23 protein-coding genes and 2 tRNA genes are annotated in these 19,045 nt (G+C 31.6%); 14 read left to right on the forward strand and 11 right to left on the reverse strand.

Annotated features, from left to right (window positions below; genetic code table 11):
• Window positions 1–4 precede the first annotated feature (4 nt).
• The 3 genes from PF021_RS00960 (at window position 5) to PF021_RS00970 (ending at window position 2,221) form a co-directional block, all read left to right on the forward strand.
• A complete protein-coding gene (locus PF021_RS00960) occupies window positions 5–490 on the forward strand; it encodes a hypothetical protein (RefSeq protein ID WP_271020536.1) in 486 nt (161 codons plus the stop codon).
• 10 nt (window positions 491–500) lie between these two features.
• Window positions 501–2,084, forward strand: coding sequence for a phosphoglycerate dehydrogenase (serA, locus tag PF021_RS00965; RefSeq protein ID WP_271020537.1), 1,584 nt, complete (start codon window positions 501–503; stop codon window positions 2,082–2,084).
• A 50-nt stretch (window positions 2,085–2,134) separates the two neighbouring features.
• A tRNA-Leu gene (locus PF021_RS00970) sits at window positions 2,135–2,221 on the forward strand.
• Window positions 2,222–2,453: 232 nt separating this feature from the next.
• On the opposite strand, the gene PF021_RS00975 is transcribed toward PF021_RS00970, so the two are convergent.
• Window positions 2,454–2,530: transfer RNA gene (locus PF021_RS00975), tRNA-Arg, on the reverse strand.
• Between the two features lie 54 nt (window positions 2,531–2,584).
• Between PF021_RS00975 and PF021_RS00980 the strand changes: the two genes are divergently transcribed.
• On the forward strand, window positions 2,585–3,400 hold the full coding sequence (locus PF021_RS00980) for a metal ABC transporter solute-binding protein, Zn/Mn family (protein ID WP_271020538.1): 816 nt from the start codon (window positions 2,585–2,587) through the stop codon (window positions 3,398–3,400).
• On the opposite strand, the gene PF021_RS00985 is transcribed toward PF021_RS00980, so the two are convergent.
• The 8 genes from PF021_RS00985 to folD all read right to left on the reverse strand — a co-directional run bounded on the left by PF021_RS00985 (window position 3,390) and on the right by folD (window position 8,704).
• The gene (locus PF021_RS00985) at window positions 3,390–3,602 is read right to left on the reverse strand and encodes a hypothetical protein (protein WP_271020539.1); all 213 of its coding nucleotides are present in this window, start codon (window positions 3,600–3,602) and stop codon (window positions 3,390–3,392) included. The two genes, PF021_RS00980 and PF021_RS00985, sit on opposite strands and share 11 nt — an antisense overlap.
• Before the next feature lie 134 nt (window positions 3,603–3,736).
• A complete protein-coding gene (locus tag PF021_RS00990; protein ID WP_271020540.1) occupies window positions 3,737–4,903 on the reverse strand; it encodes a hypothetical protein in 1,167 nt (388 codons plus the stop codon).
• A 118-nt stretch (window positions 4,904–5,021) separates the two neighbouring features.
• Window positions 5,022–5,567: an adenine phosphoribosyltransferase gene (gene apt / locus PF021_RS00995; protein WP_271020541.1), complete on the reverse strand. Its 546-nt coding sequence runs from the start codon at window positions 5,565–5,567 to the stop codon at window positions 5,022–5,024.
• Between the two features lie 9 nt (window positions 5,568–5,576).
• Window positions 5,577–5,915, reverse strand: coding sequence for a hypothetical protein (locus tag PF021_RS01000; protein WP_271020542.1), 339 nt, complete (start codon window positions 5,913–5,915; stop codon window positions 5,577–5,579).
• Between the two features lie 13 nt (window positions 5,916–5,928).
• Window positions 5,929–6,357: a ribose 5-phosphate isomerase B gene (gene rpiB / locus PF021_RS01005; protein ID WP_271020543.1), complete on the reverse strand. Its 429-nt coding sequence runs from the start codon at window positions 6,355–6,357 to the stop codon at window positions 5,929–5,931.
• Window positions 6,358–7,059, reverse strand: a complete 702-nt coding sequence (locus PF021_RS01010) for a site-2 protease family protein (protein ID WP_271020544.1) — start codon at window positions 7,057–7,059, stop codon at window positions 6,358–6,360.
• Window positions 7,059–7,865: a signal peptidase I gene (gene lepB, locus PF021_RS01015; protein WP_271020545.1), complete on the reverse strand. Its 807-nt coding sequence runs from the start codon at window positions 7,863–7,865 to the stop codon at window positions 7,059–7,061. The genes PF021_RS01010 and lepB overlap by 1 nt, the downstream gene beginning before the upstream one ends.
• Window positions 7,862–8,704: a bifunctional methylenetetrahydrofolate dehydrogenase/methenyltetrahydrofolate cyclohydrolase FolD gene (folD, locus tag PF021_RS01020; protein WP_271020546.1), complete on the reverse strand. Its 843-nt coding sequence runs from the start codon at window positions 8,702–8,704 to the stop codon at window positions 7,862–7,864. The genes lepB and folD overlap by 4 nt, the downstream gene beginning before the upstream one ends.
• A gap of 57 nt (window positions 8,705–8,761) precedes the next feature.
• Here folD and PF021_RS01025 point away from each other — a divergent pair, with 57 nt between their 5' ends.
• The 5 genes from PF021_RS01025 (at window position 8,762) to PF021_RS01045 (ending at window position 12,125) form a co-directional block, all read left to right on the forward strand.
• Complete coding sequence (locus PF021_RS01025; RefSeq protein ID WP_271020547.1) at window positions 8,762–9,103, forward strand: c-type cytochrome; 342 nt, start codon at window positions 8,762–8,764, stop codon at window positions 9,101–9,103.
• On the forward strand, window positions 9,103–9,744 hold the full coding sequence (locus PF021_RS01030; protein ID WP_271020548.1) for an LOG family protein: 642 nt from the start codon (window positions 9,103–9,105) through the stop codon (window positions 9,742–9,744). Before PF021_RS01025 ends, PF021_RS01030 begins: the two co-directional genes overlap by 1 nt.
• A 73-nt stretch (window positions 9,745–9,817) precedes the next feature.
• Entirely contained in the window at window positions 9,818–10,996 is a 1,179-nt protein-coding gene (locus PF021_RS01035) for a replication-associated recombination protein A (RefSeq protein WP_271020549.1), read from the forward strand.
• Between the two features lie 2 nt (window positions 10,997–10,998).
• On the forward strand, window positions 10,999–11,214 hold the full coding sequence (locus tag PF021_RS01040) for a hypothetical protein (RefSeq protein WP_271020550.1): 216 nt from the start codon (window positions 10,999–11,001) through the stop codon (window positions 11,212–11,214).
• Window positions 11,215–11,471: 257 nt separating this feature from the next.
• Window positions 11,472–12,125, forward strand: coding sequence for an LbetaH domain-containing protein (locus tag PF021_RS01045; protein ID WP_271020551.1), 654 nt, complete (start codon window positions 11,472–11,474; stop codon window positions 12,123–12,125).
• Between the two features lie 14 nt (window positions 12,126–12,139).
• On the opposite strand, the gene PF021_RS01050 is transcribed toward PF021_RS01045, so the two are convergent.
• Entirely contained in the window at window positions 12,140–12,424 is a 285-nt protein-coding gene (locus tag PF021_RS01050) for a 4Fe-4S binding protein (RefSeq protein ID WP_271020552.1), read from the reverse strand.
• Window positions 12,425–12,532: 108 nt separating this feature from the next.
• On the opposite strand from PF021_RS01050, the gene PF021_RS01055 reads away from it, so the two are divergent.
• The 4 genes from PF021_RS01055 to PF021_RS01070 are packed head-to-tail and all read left to right on the forward strand — an operon-like array spanning window position 12,533 to window position 15,766.
• A complete protein-coding gene (locus PF021_RS01055; RefSeq protein WP_271020553.1) occupies window positions 12,533–13,447 on the forward strand; it encodes a radical SAM protein in 915 nt (304 codons plus the stop codon).
• A 48-nt stretch (window positions 13,448–13,495) separates the two neighbouring features.
• Window positions 13,496–14,266, forward strand: a complete 771-nt coding sequence (locus PF021_RS01060) for a transporter substrate-binding domain-containing protein (protein ID WP_271020554.1) — start codon at window positions 13,496–13,498, stop codon at window positions 14,264–14,266.
• An 8-nt stretch (window positions 14,267–14,274) separates the two neighbouring features.
• Window positions 14,275–14,973, forward strand: coding sequence for an amino acid ABC transporter permease (locus PF021_RS01065; RefSeq protein ID WP_271020555.1), 699 nt, complete (start codon window positions 14,275–14,277; stop codon window positions 14,971–14,973).
• Window positions 14,960–15,766 (forward strand): amino acid ABC transporter ATP-binding protein, encoded by an 807-nt coding sequence (locus tag PF021_RS01070; protein ID WP_271020556.1) that lies wholly within the window; start codon window positions 14,960–14,962, stop codon window positions 15,764–15,766. Before PF021_RS01065 ends, PF021_RS01070 begins: the two co-directional genes overlap by 14 nt.
• Here the strand turns inward: PF021_RS01070 and murJ are convergent.
• Entirely contained in the window at window positions 15,756–17,171 is a 1,416-nt protein-coding gene (murJ, locus tag PF021_RS01075; RefSeq protein WP_271020557.1) for a murein biosynthesis integral membrane protein MurJ, read from the reverse strand. The two genes, PF021_RS01070 and murJ, sit on opposite strands and share 11 nt — an antisense overlap.
• A 61-nt stretch (window positions 17,172–17,232) precedes the next feature.
• Between murJ and PF021_RS01080 the strand changes: the two genes are divergently transcribed.
• On the forward strand, window positions 17,233–19,044 hold the full coding sequence (locus PF021_RS01080; RefSeq protein WP_271020558.1) for a FapA family protein: 1,812 nt from the start codon (window positions 17,233–17,235) through the stop codon (window positions 19,042–19,044).
• Window position 19,045: the final 1 nt, after the last annotated feature.

Here is a 19,045-nt window from a genome sequence, read left to right on the forward strand (position 1 = left end):
TAGTGTGCAAATAAGAGTATTAGTTGCTATTTTTACGATTTTTACATTTATTATGTTGTTCGTTTTAATACGCAATTACTCTGATGCAATGAATCTGTACACAATACCAGATGTAATGCCTTATAACCTCCTTGATGATAATTCTACAGATTCTGTTGTTTCTAGTGGTGCTAGTTGGATTGAAAAGCTTAGTATGCAAAGTGATGTAGCTTATATTTATCCTGCTTCTGAAATGCAAGTTAGGTTATTATCTGATGCAAATATACAAAAAGAAGGTAGCAGTATTTTTAGGGTATCTGTGGGTGTTATTGATGATTATCAGTTTTTTTGTATAAATCAGGTGTTTATGTCGCACAAGATTCAGTATTCTTATTATAAGGTTGGTGATAATATTTGGCTTGTTGTCTCTACTAAAGATGAAAAATATCTAAAACAAGTCTTAGATGAACTTGCTAGATATGAAATTAGCTATACGATGACAAAATCATAGAGGAGGATTTATGTCAAAATTTAATATTGTTGTTTGTGATCATATACATAAAAGTGGCTTAGATATATTAGAAAAAGATGCTGATGTTAATTATATAAATTTTGCTTCTTTACCAAAAGATGAGTTATTATCAAAGCTTGGTGAGGCTGAAGTTGTCATTACTAGAAGTTCTACTGATGTTGATGTGAAGTTTTTAGAATCCGCACCAAAGCTTAGAGCTATAGTGCGTGCTGGTGTTGGTGTAGATAATGTTGATATAGAAGGTTCTAGTAAGCAAGGTGTTGTTGTTATGAATGTGCCAACTGCAAATACGATTGCTGCTGTTGAGCTTACTTGTGCCCATATTTTAAGTGCTGTTAGAAATTTCCCATGTGCTAATTCTCAGCTAAAATATGACAGAAAGTGGAAGAGGGAAGATTGGTATGGGACCGAACTTAAGGGTAAGAAGCTAGGAATTATTGGATTTGGTAACATAGGAAGTAGAGTTGGGATTCGTATGAAAGCCTTTGAAATGGAAGTTATAGCTTATGACCCATATATTAATCCTACTAAAGCTACTGATTGTGGAATCGCATATACAAGGGACTTTGATGATATTTTAAAATGCGATATCATAACAATTCACACTCCAAAAAACAAAGAAACAATCAATATGATAAACGCTGATAATATCGATAAATTAAAAGATGGCGTGATATTGATTAATTGTGCTAGAGGTGGGTTGTATAATGAGAATGCCATAGATTCTGCATTAAAAAGCGGAAAAGTAAGATGGGCTGGTATTGATGTATTTACAAAAGAGCCAGCAACTTCCAATAAACTTTTAGATAATAAAAATATATATGTAACTCCGCATATTGGTGCAAATACACTAGAATCACAAGAAAAAATAGCCATAGAAGCGGCAACTGCAGCCATAGAGGCAGCGCGTGGGTCTAGCTTTCCAAATGCACTTAATTTGCCTATTAAAGAAAATGAGATCCCAAGCTTTATGAAGGCATATTTAGAGCTTGTGCAAAAAATTGCCTTCTTTGCTATACAAATGAATAAAGATGAGATTCGTTCAATTACCCTTGAGGCACAGGGTGAGATTAAAGAATATTTAGAAACTTTATCTACATTTGCATTAGTTGGGATATTAAACGCAACAATAGGCGATAAGGTAAATTATGTAAATGCACCTTATGTGGCTAAAGAGAGAGGTATAGAAGTAAAGTTAGTTGGCACAGATTCTAAAGGTGCATATAGAAACAAAGTAAGAATCACAATTCTTACTCAAAATGGCGAGTTTAGCGTTGCTGGTGCTGTGTTTAATGAGATGTTGCCAAAGATTGTTGAGATTAATAATTTCATGCTTGATGTTACTCCAAAGGGCAGAATGATATTATTTAGAAATGATGATACGCCCGGAGTTATAGGTGAAGTAGGAACCATACTTGCAAAGCATAATATTAATATATCAGACTTTAGGCTTGGTAGATATGATAAAGAGGCGTTAGCGGTTATCTTAGTAGATGATGATGTTAATAAAGAAGTGCTAGATGAGCTGTCTTTAATTAAAGCGTGTCGTGCTATAAAATACGCTATTTTATAGTATTTTTAAGTGAAAATTTTACAAATTATTGTATAATTTTCACTTCTTTTGCCGGGGTGGTGAAATTGGTAGACGCGCCAGACTCAAAATCTGGTGGGGGCAACCCCGTGTCGGTTCGATTCCGACCCTCGGCACCACTTTTGTTTTTGAGCTTTCAATATTACAATTCTTTTATAAAGTTTGTTGGAATTTGTGAAATAAACTATCTTGACTGCTGTTTGGTGAATTTTTGTGTTTGGTTGGATTCGAATGGCATACTGGATGTATGTTTGTATATATGAAGTATGTGTTTTTAGGATTTTTATTATTACTTTGTTGGATTTTATAGCTATATTTATTGTCTTTTTAAATCCTTATTGGTATTATTTATGGTACGCCCAGAGGGAGTCGAACCCCCAACCCTCAGATCCGAAGTCTGATGCTCTATCCAATTGAGCTATGGACGCAAGAGAAAAGCTAGAATCCTAGCCAAAATACTTTTAATAACAAATAAAGGAATTATGATGCGGTATGTGCTTGTATTTTTAATTTTTGTTTTTAGTATGTTTGCAAAGCCTGTAATTGTGGTTAGTATCCCAATGCAAAAGGAATTTATAGAATCTATTACAAATGACTATGAGGTTGTATCATTGATAAATGGAGGAATAGATCCTCATACATTTGAGCCAAAGATTTCTGATATGAAGCTAATTGGTGATGCTGTGGCTTATTTTGCTATTGGTATTGAGTTTGAGGAGAAATATTTGGATAAATTTAAAGCACAAAATAAGAATCTTAAAATATATAACAATGATAAAAATATCGAAAAAATATATTCTAATCATAACCATGATGGACATGATCATAGTCAGTGGAATAAGCATGTATGGCTATCGTTAAAGAATGCAAAAATAATAGCAAACAATATATATGAATCTTTGCAAGATATAAATAGTGTAAATTACGATTCAAGCTATGAATCTCTAATAGAGAAAATAGATAGTTATGATTTAAAAATACAAAATTTGCTAAAAGATTCAAAAGTCAAGGAATTTGTGGTGTTCCACCCTATGCTTACATATTTTGCAAGGGATTATGGTTTGATAGAAATATCAATAGAAGTTGATGGTAAAAGTCCTAGAATATCAGAAATGATGTCTGTTGTAGATGGAATTAAAAAAAATAATATCAAGTTTGTCTTCGCACAAAGGGAGTTCTCAACAAAAAGTGCAGAACTAATAGCAAGAGAAAGTGGAGCGAAATTAGAATATTTTTCTCCACTTGATGTGCCTTTATGTGAGAGTTTATATAAATTTAGTGAGATTATTAGCAAGTAGAATTTTTTATTATTCCTTGCTTTTTTATTGTCTCAAAAATATATTTTGCACACATGTCATTTCCTATATTTGTGAAATGCATGTGGTCTAAAAATACATATTCTTGTGTATATTTTAATGCTTCGTTTAAATCAAATACAAAGTCAAATTCTTCCAAGCTTTTCTTTAGTTCATCGCTATATTCTTTGAATCTATTTAGCATTAGTGCATATGTAGGGCGTTTTAGCTGTGTGAAATATTGTTTGTAATATTTATCACATTCAATTTCTTCTTGTGTCCAATTTTCTGGTAGTTTATTACATAAGTGAGGTTGTATGAATCCTAGAAAATGGTGTCTTAAGCTATTATTAAGCTTGGAGTTGTTCTCTCTCTCTCTCTCTCTCTCTTGTTGTTTTTAAGGTAAAAATAAGAATTACCACAAACACAATCTCTAAATTGTAAAACTCTAAGTTTCATTGCTTCGCATAAATCTTGCATAGCAATATCTTTATTTTCCGTAAAATCTTTTAATTCAAATAATAATGGCATATTAGATTCGCACATGCTTTTGCAATCTTCTTCCCATACATGAGAAGTATATGGAATCTTATAATCTTGTAGCATTACTTTATCCATTGTTTGTGAGAAGTTTATATCATCACAAAATATAGGTATTACTATCTCTGGGGCTAATTCATAAAATAGTCCATTGTATAAAAGCATCATTTCATAGATTCCATGATCACCACATGGTGCATTTACTACTATATATTTTTCATCTGTGCTATCTAAGTATTTTTGTAAATAATCTTTAATTCTATATCCTTTACCTCCCGTCATACAAGTGCTATTACCGAAAATTACTACAAGCTTTGTATTTAAATCTCTATTTTTCAATGCTTTAAAATCTATTTTTTCTGGGAAGAAAAATTCTTTATCTTCACTGCTATAAGTCGCCCTAATCATGAATCCGGGATATATTATGTGTGAAAAATTGCTTTTATTATGTCTTTTTGTTTCATAAATTTTTGCAAATATGTTTATATTTTTATTTAATCCTTCATCAAATTTGGCCCTTATTTTAGAATCATCATTGGTTGCATTGTCTTCTAACCATGCTAATTCACCTTTTTTCATACTAGATACAAAATTTTCTAAATCTTCATTATCATTTTTTATATCCTCATCTATATCATTAAAGAAATCTTTTGCCTTTGCAAACATAGAATGTCTTATATAAAATTTAGATTCATAGCAGAAGTGCTTAATATTGTAAATACCATGTTTGTTTAGTTTTTCTTTTATTTTTAGAAAAATATCTTTGTTATTTACGCATACTAAAGTAGATGTGAAATTATGATTTGCTAATTCATATTCTCCTATAAAGCAATCATTGTATATCTTTAATGCTTCCAAATGTTGTTGCTTGATATTGTCATCTATTATTTTGTATTTGACATTTAGTGCATCCATGATTGATACACATATATGACCAAACCAGCCAAAACCATAAATTAATATCATTATTACTCCTTTTAAGTATTATAAAAGGATAATTTTAGCATTTTTGAAGTTTTAAACACAAAGCTAGTGTTAAGGTGTTGGTTGTTGAAGCTAGAGAGATAATCCTCTAGCTAGAATATTATAAGTTTAGTATGCAGTGTATTGGTGCTATTTTTTCTAGTTCTTTTGAACCTTGTAGCTCTTTTAAGTTGATGATGAAACAAGATTCAACCAAGTTGGCCTTTGCTTGTTTAATTAAGTTTGCCGCTGCTATTGCTGTGCCACCTGTTGCTATTAAGTCATCTATTAAAAGAACTTTAGGATTATCTAATTCGCTAAATGCATCGATATGAATTTCAATTTCGCTAAAACCATATTCTAGTGAGTATTTTTCAGATATTGTTGTATATGGAAGTTTGCCCTTTTTTCTTATAGGGACGAATCGTATGTCTAATGCGTGTGCTAGTGCAGCTCCAAATATAAAACCTCTGCTTTCAATACCTGCTATGAAGTCTAGGTTATATGATTTATATCTTTCTTTTAGGTATTTCATTAAAAAGTTAAATGCTTCTTTGTTATTAAGAAGTGTAGTAATATCTCTAAAGACAATCCCCGGTTGTGGGAAGTCGTTTATCTCTCTAATTGAGTTTAATAAAAATTCTTTGTCTTTTTGTGTTAATTCCATTTTCTCTCCTTATAGTAGTGCTTCGATTTTTTGCTCTAAATCTTTTATCTTGCTTTTATATTTTTCTGTTTCTACCCTATATTGTGAGTTTCTTTGTTTTAGGGCTTTTACTTCATTTCTTAGAGATGTTATCTCATCAGTTAGGATATCTATATTACCAAGTGCTCTTTGTAGTTGAAGTTGGTGCTTTCTTATTAGAATCTCTGCTTCTTGTAAGGTTAGTTTCATAACAGCACTATTTTTTTCTTCTTTTTGAGCTATGCTTTTATAAAAAAATGTCTTAACAACCATGAACAAAACAAATAAAATAAATGCTGTCAAAAATAACCACTGCGTAAATTGTGCCATATAATAACCTTTTTTATTTTAACTTTTCTATTCTTCTTAAATGTCTTTCGCCATCAAAACTTGTGCAAAGAAATGCAACTATTATCTCTCTTGCCATTTCCAAGCCTATTAGCCTCGCACCAAGACACAAGACATTAGCATCATTATGTTTTCTAGCTAGTTTTGCACTTAGAGATTCGTTGCATAGTGCTGCTCTTATGCCATTATGTCTATTAGCAGCAATACTCATTCCAATTCCGCTACCACAAATTAAAATTCCATAGCTTTTTTGATTGTTTAGCACTTCTTTGCATAGTATATTTGCAAAGTCAGGATAATCAACGCTAGAACTAGAGTTTGTCCCTAAATCAACAATATCCATCTCAAGTATTTCTAGTATTTTCAATATTTCATTTTTAAACTCGAATCCAGCATGATCGTTAGCGATAAATATTTTTGTCATTTATACCCCTAAAAGCCCTTTTAATATTAAATTTACAGGTTGAAAAATTATTTGCGATAAAGGTGTCCCTAAAATTACCATTACAATTAGCATTCCAAACATTGGATTAACTTTGGCAAAAATTTTAGCAAAAAAATTACTCTTAAACATAAGACCAAAATATGAAAGCATACTAGAGCCATCTAATGGAGGTATTGGTAGCATATTAAAAACAGCTAATATCACATTATAAATTAGAATCTGTAACAATATAAAAATTAGCACATTAAATGCAAAATTTGGATTATCAAAATAATTAAATGCTCCTCCAAATATTGAAGATAGCATTCCACCATTTACACTATGAATCAAAAATGCAACAATTAATGCTAAAAATAGGTTATAAAAAATGCCAGCAGAAGATACTAAAAATGCACCAAGATATCCTCCGTTTCTTATTACTATATCCATTCTAACAGGCACAGGTTTAGCCCAGCCAAACAAAAATGGTGCATTTAGCAAAAATAAAGATAGTGGAATAATAATTGAGCCTAGCAAATCTATATGCACTATTGGATTTAAACTTAGTCTCCCTTGAAGTTTAGCGGTGTCATCACCATATTTATAGGCTACATACCCATGCATTATCTCATGTCCTATGATAGCAATTAGCAATGCAAATATCATTGCGACTATTTTATATAGTGTAGGAATCTCAAACATCAATTATCTTTTAGCATTTTTTCTTCAAGGGATTCTATGCTTTTGCCAATCCTATCCCATCTTATATTGAAATTATCATCAAAGCTAAGATATATAAACCATGGTTTGCCTATTACATGCTTATATTCAACTGAATCCCAAAACCTAGAATCATTAGAATTATTTCTATTATCTCCCATCATAAAAAATGTGCCTTCTTTGATTTTTTTATAAAATGCTAATTCTCCATTGTCTAGCGTTGTTTTGGTCATTGCTATTTTTTCACCACTTTGTGAATAGAGGTCTAATTGTAAAAACGCATCTAGTGAATCTTGTGTGTAATGCACTCCTTTGTGCTTTGCCATATAAGGATCATAATAGAAGGTTTTGCCTCTATATTGCATTGTTTTAGTTGAATCTTGTTTGTAAGGAGTGTCATCGCTAAAGGCGATCCATAGCCCATCTTTTGTATATAGCACTTCATCTCCACTGATTGCTACATTTCGTTTTACATAGTATATTTTTGGATCTAGTGGATAGCGAAATATTACTATATCTCCTCTTTTTGGTGTATCTCCTGTAATTAAGTGTCCATTATTGTTAAAATCTGGCAAAACTTTTACTTCAAGCCAAGGAAGAGTAGGGGTTGGGATTCCATATGAGAATTTTTTAACCAATAAATTATCACCTATTAGCATTGTATTTAGCATGCTTCCTGATGGGATTATGAATGCTTGTGCGACAAAAAATATAAACGACAATACAATAATAATTGTCCCTGTCCAGCTATTTGCGAAGCTTCCTAGAAGTGAGAAAAATTTTTTCATATATTTCCTTGTGTAGCTTTGATTGTATTTTCCAGTAATGAAGCAATAGTCATAGGTCCTACTCCACCGGGAACTGGAGTTATGTAGCTTGTTTTTTGTGATACATTTGCAAAATCAACATCTCCAACTATCTTTCCGCTTTCTAATTTATTTATGCCTATATCTACTACTATTGCACCTTCTTTTACCATATCTTGTGTGATTAGATTTACTTTACCAACTCCAACACACAATATATCAGCATTTAGTGTGTGTTCCTTTAGATTCTTGGTATATATGTGACATAGCGTTATTGTTGCATTTTCATTTAAAAAGAGTGCCGCAAGTGGCTTGCCTACGATATTGCTAGCACCTATGATTACTACATTTTTGCCAACTAGATCTATTTTGTATTCTTTAAGGAGAGTGATTATGCCCTTTGGTGTAGCTGGAGTTAGGCTATCAAGCCCATAAAAGATTTTGCCTGCGTTAAATGGGTGGAATCCATCTACATCTTTTTTAGGAGAGATTTTTTCTAGTATTTTATTTGTGTTTATGTGTTTTGGCAGTGGAAGCTGAACTAAGATTCCATGAACCAAATTATCGTTATTTAGGTTTTCTATCTCCAAGAGTAGAGATTCTTCGCTAATGCTAGAAACAAGTCTTTTTGTAATTGACTCTATCCCACATCTTTGACATGCTTTTGCTTTCATAGTTACATAGCTATGTGATGCAGGATCATCGCCTACCAAAATCACAGCTAGACTAGGTTTTATACCTTTTGTTTGTAATTCTTGGACTTGATTTTTTATATTGTGTTCTATTTTTTGAGATAAGGATTTTCCATCTAGAATCTGCATTAATGCCCTTTAAAAGTTATTTTGTTATTATATATAAAAATTACTTTAAGGAAATTTGTGCGTTTTTTATTTTTTCTTATTCCATTTTTTTTATGTGCTGAAGATAGCTTTATTACACAAATAGAATATGGAAGAATGCTATACGAAAATCCACGCGGTATAGGGTGTGTAGAGTGTCATGGGGAATCTGGAGAAGGAAAAATAATAGCAAACTACACTCATAAGAAAAAACAAAAACAACTATATGGACCTAAGATAAATGATATTGAATTTGATTCTTTTTCAAAAGCATTACAAAAATCACAAAAAATAATGCCAAAGTATTATCTAACCAAACAAGAAATAGAAGCTATTTATAAATATTTAGAATCTAAAAAAGATATAATAAAGGATAAGTAGTGGAGTTTGGTGTTGGCTTTAGCGATGAATTTAAAAATGCAAGTAGTAAGCTAGATGGTTATAATAACATAGTTAGCGTATTTGGTGGGACTAGAATCCAAAGTGATAGTTATATCTACAATGATATACAAAATCTATGTTATAGCCTAGCTTTGAGTGGATATTCGATTATGACAGGCGGTGGTTCTGGTGCTATGGAGGCTGCAAATAGAGGCTTATTTTTAGCAAAGCAAGAACATAATCTAGAAGGAATCTCATCAATAGGGCTTAATATAAAATTGCCTTTCGAGCAGGAGTTTAATAGCTATTTGGATATTCCGTTAGAATTTTCTCATTTTGCTATTAGAAAGCAAGTGTTTTTGGATTATTCACAAGCTTTTATAGTAGTAAATGGTGGATTTGGGACATTAGATGAGATAGGTGAGATTCTTGTAAATATTGCTGTTTTAAAAAAAGAAAAAGTCCCATTTATTTTCTATGGAGATTATTATGATGAGCTTTATAAATGGATAGAAACTAAAATGCTAAAAGAATGCTTAATAGGTAAAGATGAGTTTGGTATTATAAAGACTGCCAAAACTCACGATAAAGTTTTGGATATATTAAAACATGGGATTATCAAGCCCATACATCATAAATAAAATCATACACGCAAAGCATAATGCCAAGATAATAGGAGCAAATTTTGTCATATAACCACCTTAAAGATAAGCAATGAAAGACCTATCTTACTATAAAATACCTAAAAGTTTTGATGAGTTTGTAGGGCAGAGACATATTTTTGGTGAAAATGCACCATATATGAATCTTCTAAAGTCAAAAAATATACCACATAGCTTCTTTTTTGGTCCTCCGGGGAGTGGCAAGACTAGTGCTGCAAACATTATTGCAATACATTTAGATATGCCATTTTATAAATTAAATGCAACCAATTTCAAAACAGAAGAATTAAGAGAAATAATAAAACAACACACACATGCACTGCAAAAACCACTAATTTTTATAGATGAGATTCATAGGCTAAGTAAGAATCAGCAAGAATTATTGTTACCAATAATGGAGAGTAGAGAGGCAATTATTATGGGTGCTTCAACTGAAAATCCATTTTTTGCACTAACTGCTGCTATTCGTTCTAGGTCTATGGTTTTTGAGTTTTTTGCACTTAGTAAAGAGGAGCTATATGCGTTAATTAAAGATTACGAGCTAGAAGATAGCGTTAGAGAATTTCTAGTAGTAAGTAGTGGTGGAGATGTTAGAGCTATGCTTAATTTACTCTCTTATGGTATTGAGATTGCAAAAGATTCTAAAAAAATAACTTTAGAGATGTTGCAGAGTTTGAGGAGGCATTCACTAAATACAGGCACAAGTGAAGATAGTGTCCATTATGATTTAATCTCTGCACTTATAAAGAGTATAAGGGGCAGTGATGAGAATGCTGCAATTTACTATCTAGCTAGACTTATAAAAAATGGAGAAAATGCCGAATTTATCGCTAGAAGACTAGTGATATTGGCTAGTGAAGATATAGGTAATGCAAATCCAAATGCTCTAAATTTGGCAAACTCTACAATGCAAAGTGTTGCTAAAATAGGTTACCCAGAAGCTAGAATCATACTAGCACAATGTGTGGTGTATCTATGTGCTTCTCCTAAGTCAAATATGTCTTATAATGCCATAAATAAGGCGTTAGACCATGTGGAGAAAAATCCAAATGAGCCAATAGTAGAAAATATACAGCATTTTAAAAAAGGTTATCTTTATCCGCATGATTTTGGTGGGTGGGTGGAGCAAAAATACATGTATAAAGATATGCAATTTGTAAAATGGGAAAACAAAGGCTTTGAAAAGACACTTTATGAGTGGCTTTGTAAAATTAAAAATATAAAGGAGTAAAAATGGGCGTAAATAACAATATAAAGGATTTTATTAAAAATCTAAAAAATGATGGATGTTTTGAGGGCTTTAAACATGTGCTTGAGCTTGGGAGCCAAGATGATTTGGAGCTCGGAGATGAGCTGTTTTTAGCACTTAGAGATAATGTGACATTTAATAGAAAGTTTATACCTAGCCTAGAATATGCGGGGGGGGGGGATTTAAGCACTTTATCGTAAGTGATAAAGAAAAAAGAGAAGGTATTAGAATCTCTACAAATTACTTTTATGGCACTTTAGGTTTTGAAAGCTATGATTGTATAGACTTAGATGGTGCATATAATGCATTAGCTTTTAATCTAAATACGAATCTTGCGAATTTTTATAATTATACAAATATCTTTTGTCTTGTTACTAACTTTGGAACTAGTGAGCATATTTTAAATCAAGCTGTGTGTTTTGAAAATATCCATAATCTATGTAAAGAAAATGGAATTATGATTCATGCTTTGCCAATTTCTGGTTATTTTAATCATGGGTTGTTTAATTATTCTTTGAAGTTTTTTATGAGACTTGCCGTGTTTAATGATTATGAATTTTTATCTTGTAAATTGCTTCAAGTTGGTGTAGATAATAACTGTAATACCTATATAGAACATGAAAAGATTCTAAGGCATTTAGATGATTTAGAAGGTGCATATGAATATCTAGATTCTTCAAAGAGTATGGATTTGAAGTATCCGCATACAAGCGGAGGTTGTGGATTTAATATTGTAGTTGCATTTAAAAAGACCACCAATAAGCCATTTTCATTCCCACTTGATAGGCCGATGTTTAAATATAAAACAAGAGAAACTTTAAAGTTTTTCTTAAAAGACAAAGCAGATTCTATAAATAGTGTTGCAATCTTTGGCTCAAAAGTTGCAGCTAGTCATATTAGAGAATTTTTAGAGAGTTGTGGTATAGAGATATTATGTTATATTGATGATTATAATACTGGTAGTATAAATGGTATAGATATAGTATCAAGAGATAAATTTATACAAGATTACAAAGATAAATGTGATTTTATTTTTAAAGGACCATTGCAAAGGGGTGAAATTGATGTGGGAGTAGAGGTTATAGAATCTAAGTGGGCGTGGTTTTATTAAGAATAGCCTAAGGGCTATTCTACTACTGGAGTGTGAGCACTTCTCTTGTCATCCCCAATATCATCTCTATGTGGTTGAGAACCTGCTACAGCGTCCCATACGATACAGCCCTCTGTAGGACATGCACTAGCACATGCTGGTTCATCATTGTGTCCAACACACTCTACACACTTGTCATTATATACAAAGTAGCATCCATCATCATTTGGGTTATCATCATCATCTACTATAGCTTCAACTGGGCACTCATCAATACAGGCTCCACAGGCTATACAAATATCAGTAATCTTAACAGACATTGTCTTCTCCTTTATTAAAATGGCATTGAGTATATATAAAAAGTGATAAAATGTAGCTTTAAATTTTTTTAAAAGTTAAATATTATTTAAATACTTTAAAGGCAATCTATGAGTATTATTTTTGGTCCTATAAAATCTAGGAGATTTGGCGAATCTTTGGGGGTTGATTTATCGCCTAGTATTAAGCAGTGTAATTATGATTGTTTATATTGTGAGTTAGAGGGCAAAAAGGCAATAGATACAATGACAGAAGTATTAAGTGTTGAATTCATATTGCACGAAATAGAAGTAGCACTAAAAAGATTCCACAATATAGATTCAATTACAATTACAGCAAATGGTGAGCCAACAATGTATCCTTATTTATATGAGCTAATGTTAAGACTAGAAGACATTAAGGGAGATAAAAAAACATTGCTTTTAAGCAATGGCGCACTTTTACATGATGTGAGTGTAGCTAGGGCTTGTATGCTATTTGATAAAGTTAAGTTTTCACTAGATGCAATAACTCCTAGTGTGTTTAAAAAAATAGATAGACCATCTAAAGATATATCGCTTGATAAGATTCTAGCTGGTTTGTATGAGTTTTGCAGGGATTATAGTGGAGAGTTGTATGCTGAAATTTTATTTGTAAAAGGCGTTAATGATTCAATTGATGAAGTAAAGAAAATGGCGAGATTCTTAGCACCTATGAATCTTATGCGACTTGATATAAGCACCATAGATAGACCGCCTGCATATAAAGTAGAGCCTATTGATTGTGAGAGATTAGAAGAATTTGGGAGAATCTTTAGTGAATATGGAATTAATGTCCTAATCCCTAAGAGAACTAAATCTGATGAAAGGCTAAATTTATCCTTAAGCAAAGATGAGATTATAAAACTATTATCTTTGCGACCTTTGAGTGAAGATGAGGTAAGTATGCGTTTTAGCAAAGATAGTATTGAGGCATTAGAAGAACTAACAAAAGAAGGGGTAATAAAGTTGCGTGAAAATAGCGGAGTTAAGTTTTATGAAGTGTGATGTATATGCTATAATTCTCACTTTTACTTTGAATTTTAAGGAACACGAATGAAAAAGATTTTTTTAGCTTTCTTGCTTGGTTTTATTGCTATTTTTGCTGGGTGCAAAAATGATGACAAACTTGTCATGGCAACAGCAGCGGAGTTTCCTCCATTTGAGTTTAAAGAGGGTAAAGAGTTTAGAGGTATTGATATTGAAATAGCACAAGCATTGGCAAAAGAGCTTGGAGTAGAGTTAGAAATCAAAGATATGGAATTTGATTCTGTAGTTAGTGCTATTAGTAGTGGTAATGCTGATTTAGGGCTTAGTGGCTTGACTATTAATGAAACTAGAGCTAAGGTTGTTCATTTCTCTAATCCTTATTACAATGCAGCACAAGTTGTAATTGCAAAGACAGATTCTAATTTCAAATTTAGTGGCAATGATGCGGTTAAACTAAGAGAATTAATTGCAAATACAAATGGTATTAAAATAGGTGTAGCAACTGGCACAACAGGTGCTTTTTATGCAAAAGGTGATAAGGATTGGGGATTTGAAGGATTTGCTAATGCTGAAGTTAAGAGTTTTGTAAATGGTTCTTTGGCTGTAAATGCTTTAGTAAATGGCGTTGTAGATATTGTTATTTTAGATGAAGCACCAGCGAAGATTCTATCTAATGCTAATCCAAATACACAAGTATTTGATGCTTATTTGACAGAGGAACAATATGGGGTTGCTGTAAATAAGAATAATAAAGAATTATTAGACAAAATAAATGCAGCATTGGCAAAATTAAAAGAATCTGGTACTTTAGATTCAATTATTCAAAGTTATATGTAGGAAATTCATTGGATAAAATAGAAATATTTTATAGAGAACTAATCACAAAAGGTGGATACCACCTTGTGATTGAAGGGTTATTGGTTACTATTTTATTGGCTGTTGTGGGGCTTATTATAGGTATTGTTATAGGTACATTAATTGCAATTTTAATAACAAAAGAAGAGAAAAATACATTTGAGAGGGTTTTATGTGTATTTTTCAAGCTTTATGTTGGATTCTTCAGAGGGACCCCGATAGTTGTGCAGTTGCTGTTTATTTATTTTGTGATTTTGCCGCTTTTTGGTTTAGCTGGGAGCAATGCTCTAATTGTCGCTGTAATTATCTTTGGGCTTAATAGTGGAGCTTATGTTAGTGAGATAATAAGAGGTGGAATCTTAAGTGTAGATAGTGGGCAAAATGAAGCAGCAAGGGCTTTAGGACTAAATGCAAATTCTAGTATGCGTTTTGTGGTCTTTCCGCAGAGTATCAAAAATGCTTTACCAAATTTGGGAAATGAGTTTATTACACTACTTAAAGAAACATCAGTAGCAAACTATGTAACTGTGCATGATTTAACTTATGCGTTTAAAACTATAGGTTCTGCTAGTTATGAATATATGGTGCCTTATTTTTTCTTGGCACTTTGTTATTTGGTGTTGGTGCTTGTGGCTAGTTATTTTGTAGGAATCTATGAAAGGAAATTAAGAAAAAGTGATAAGCGTTAGAAATCTAGTAAAGCAATATAATGACAAGATAGTTATAAATAATTTAAGTGTTGAATTTAAAAAAGGTGAAAAGGTTGTAATAATAGGACCAAGTGGGAGTGGAAAAAGCACTTTTTTGAGATGTCTAAATTTGCTTGAGATTCCAGATTTAGGTGAAGTTTGGCTAGATGGCAAGAGGATTTCTAATATCAGTGTTAATTTATATGATGAGTTAAAATCGCTAAAAGGCTCAAAACTTAAGTCAAAAATAAAAGAATATGACTTAAAAGATAGACAAGATATAAATGAAGCAAGAAGTAAAATGGGAATGGTGTTTCAGCATTTTAATTTGTTTAATAATTTAAATGTATTAGAGAATATAACACTAGCACCAATACAACTAAAAAAAGCTACAAAAAGTGAGGCAGTAGATATAGCTAAGGCACTATTAGACAAAATAGGGCTAAGCAATAAAATATATGAGTATCCATTAAGGTTAAGTGGTGGGCAAAAGCAAAGAATAGCAATAGCAAGGGCATTGGCTATGAAGCCTGAAGTTATTCTTTTTGATGAGCCTACAAGTGCGTTAGACCCGGAGATGGTCGGTGGTGTGTTAGAGCTTATGAAAAGTGTAGCAAATGAAGGCATGAGTATGATTTGTGTTACACATGAAATGGGCTTTGCAAAGGAGGTTGCTACTAGGGTTTTGTTTATGGAAAATGGGCTGATTTTAGAAGATAATAATCCAACTAGATTCTTCAATAATCCGACAAATGAAAGGCTAAAATACTTCCTAAGTCATATTAGGCATTAAGTGTAAATACATAATGCTTAAAAGCAAGTATTAATGCCCACAAAACACAAAGTATAAGCGAAATTAGAATAATCCATTTTGGTTTGTTTAATATGGCTAAAAATTTGCTAAATCCAAAAAAATAAATTGTAGTAAAAAAAAATACAAACCCACTAATGCTTCCAGCCAATGCTAAACCAACAGCACCTAAAGACTGCATTAAAATTATAGATAAAATAGCACCTATTAGAAGTGAAAAAGCAGATATTTTTGCGGCTAGTGTTTGTTTGTGATGTGAATATAGCCATAAAGAAAAGATTCTAGCTAGTCCAAAAGGAAGTAATCCAATCATGTAAGCACTAAATACTGAAGCTGTAATTATTGTGTCTTCTCTTAAAAACTCTCCCCTCTCAAAAAGTAGCCAAATAATTTCATCTCTTAGCATTATCCCACCTAGAACACATGCACTAAGTAATGCACTAAGTAGCCAAAAACTACGAGATAGTTCAAACAATGCTCTATCTTCTTCTTTGTTTTTTATATATTTTGCAACTAAAGGAAATAATGCTGTTGAGGTTGCAATAGCAAAGATTGCAAGTGGTAGTTGAAAGATTCTATTTGCATAGTATAAATAAGAAATAGCCCCACTAGCTAGAAATGAGGCGAGTAGTGTATCGATAAATGACGCAAGTTGTGCTGTTGAGCTACCAATCATTGCTGGGAAAAATTGACTTTTAAAGCTAGAGATACTTTGTTTTATTGAATCTTTTTTATGTTTTAGTTCTTTTGTGCCTATTAGTAGCAATTTTAAAAGCTTTAATCTCCACATTGGATATATGTGTAGCAATATTTGTGCTATCCCACCTGCTAATACTCCATAGCTAAGCAATAATACAGATTCATAAGAATCTTTACTATTTGCAAAAAGCAATGCAATAATCATGCATATATTAAGTAATGCAGGAGAATAAGCCCATGCTGTAAAATTTCTTTTATACTGCAACATAGCACCAAAAAATGTAACTATAAAAACTAATAGCAAATACCAAAAATTTATCGCAACTAGTGGTGCTGCAAGTGCTATTGTTGATTCATTAAAGCCATATGCTAGAATCTTTGTTATAGGCACTTGAAAAACATAAACCAAAATAGATAGCACAAATAAGACAAAGCAGAAAATACCTAATATTTTTAGTGCAAAGCCACCTTTGTATTTTGTTTGTAAAAAGCTTGGTAGAAACGATTGATTAAATGCCCCTTCACCGAAGATTCTTCTAAATAGGTTTGGTAGTTTAAAAGCTACAAAAAATATATCACTATATATGTTTGCTCCAAGCGTGTTTGCTGTCATTAAATCTCTTATAAAGCCAAAGATTCTTGAAGTTAAAATTCCACTACTATTTGTAAAGAAGGCTTTAAAAAACATTACAACCTCTAATAATTTATTTGCTAAAATTGTATCAATTTTTGCTAAGGGTTTTTAGAGTATGTTTGGTAGTGAAACTAAAAAAGGTTTTGAATCATATTTTGTAAATGAATGTGAAGATATTAAAATAGCCATAAAGCAAGTTGCTTCAATATATTCTATAGATTCATCAAGTCTTGATTTTAGGCTAAAAGAAATAACAACATATGTAAAAAATAATTATGATAATGTGGTAGAGCTAATTCCTAAGGGTGAAGTTGAATTTTTTTTACTAAATAGAGATAATATACTTGATACTAGATATACATTTATTCAAAGATATAGCATAGATGTAATAAAAAAACAAACAAGAAAAAAAAATCCATTTTATTTCCAAGCTGACAAGGTGTTCTCACAAGCATATGTGATTTTTGAATCTGGTTTTGTGTTAAATGATTTTGATAGTGTATATGATGAAATACGCAAAATAAAAATGCTAAATAAAATAATAATAGTAAATGAAGAAGAAGAAAAAAAGTATTTGCTAGAGTTTTTGGAATCTCTTAATTATCCACTAACTAAGGAAGTAAAATATATTCTATCATGTGGAGTAAATTTAGTCCCAACAACAAATAGTCAAATACAATATAAAGTGCCAAAAGATATAAAAGGTAAATTCTATACTCTAAAAATAAATGACTTAATATGTGTCTACAAAAAGCCATCTCAAGGAAAACCCGGTAGGAATCTAAAAGGACAATACATAATCCCTGATTTACCAGATACCATACATGACCACACACCAACAATAAGATATGATGAAAATACAATAAAAGTTGTTGATAATCCTTATGAGATTTTATATTTAGCTGCAATTGGCGGAGTTTTAAACTTTAAAGAAGATTATTTTTGGATTGATAATGCAGTTGATACTGGTGTGGTTAGCTTAAAGACAACCGGTGATGTAATAGGTGATATAGATAGTGGCACAACTATAAATATAACTGAAGCAGATTTGCTAAAAGAAGCACTAGGTCAAGGCTCACAAATACAAGCCTCAAGGGTTAATATACAAGGAAATGTAGCAAGTGGTGCAAAAATAAGAGCAAGGGAAGCAAATATAGAAGGATTTACGCACCAAGATTCACAAGTTAGTGCAAGAAATATAAATATAGCAACTCATAAAGGACTTGCCATTGGCGATACAATAAAGGTAGATACGCTAGAGGCAGGTATAATAAGAGGCAATGTAGTTGAGGTTAATAATGTATATGGTGGTAAAATATATGCAAATGAGATAAAGATTAATACATTACACTCTAATGCATTTTTGCATGCCACTAAAAAAATAGAAGTAATAAATATGGTTAAAGGAGAGAATAAGTTTTTTATATCAGCATTTTCCAGTCCAGAAAAAGACGAAAACTATCATAAACTCATAAGCGATAGAAATTATGCAATTTCAGAATCTAAAATATTGATTAAAGAGATCAAAATAAAAACATTGGAGTTAAAAAAGTTAGATGATGTAGCCAAAAAAACGCGAAACTCTCTAATACAATATAAAAATGCTAATAAAAAGCCACCTTCATATTTGTTGAATAAGTTTGAAGAATATCACAATATGGTAGTAAGCTTAAAGGAAAGAAAGCAGAAGTTAGAGATTTTAAATAATTTATATAAAACTTCAACTGCACAATTATCAAATATAGATAAAGAAATATTCTATTCTTATGTTGAGGTGCTTAGTGGTTGGGTTGGATACAATGAAGTTAGGTTTATTTTTAACTTCCCTGAGCATAAGGAGTTAATGGTAATTCCACACAAATCTAACAAGCCAAAAGTTATCTACAATAAAGAGGCTTCAACATTAGAGATGATAGATATTAATTAAA

It is taken from the genome of Helicobacter ibis (assembly GCF_027859255.1).
Lineage (GTDB): Bacteria > Campylobacterota > Campylobacteria > Campylobacterales > Helicobacteraceae > Helicobacter_D > Helicobacter_D ibis.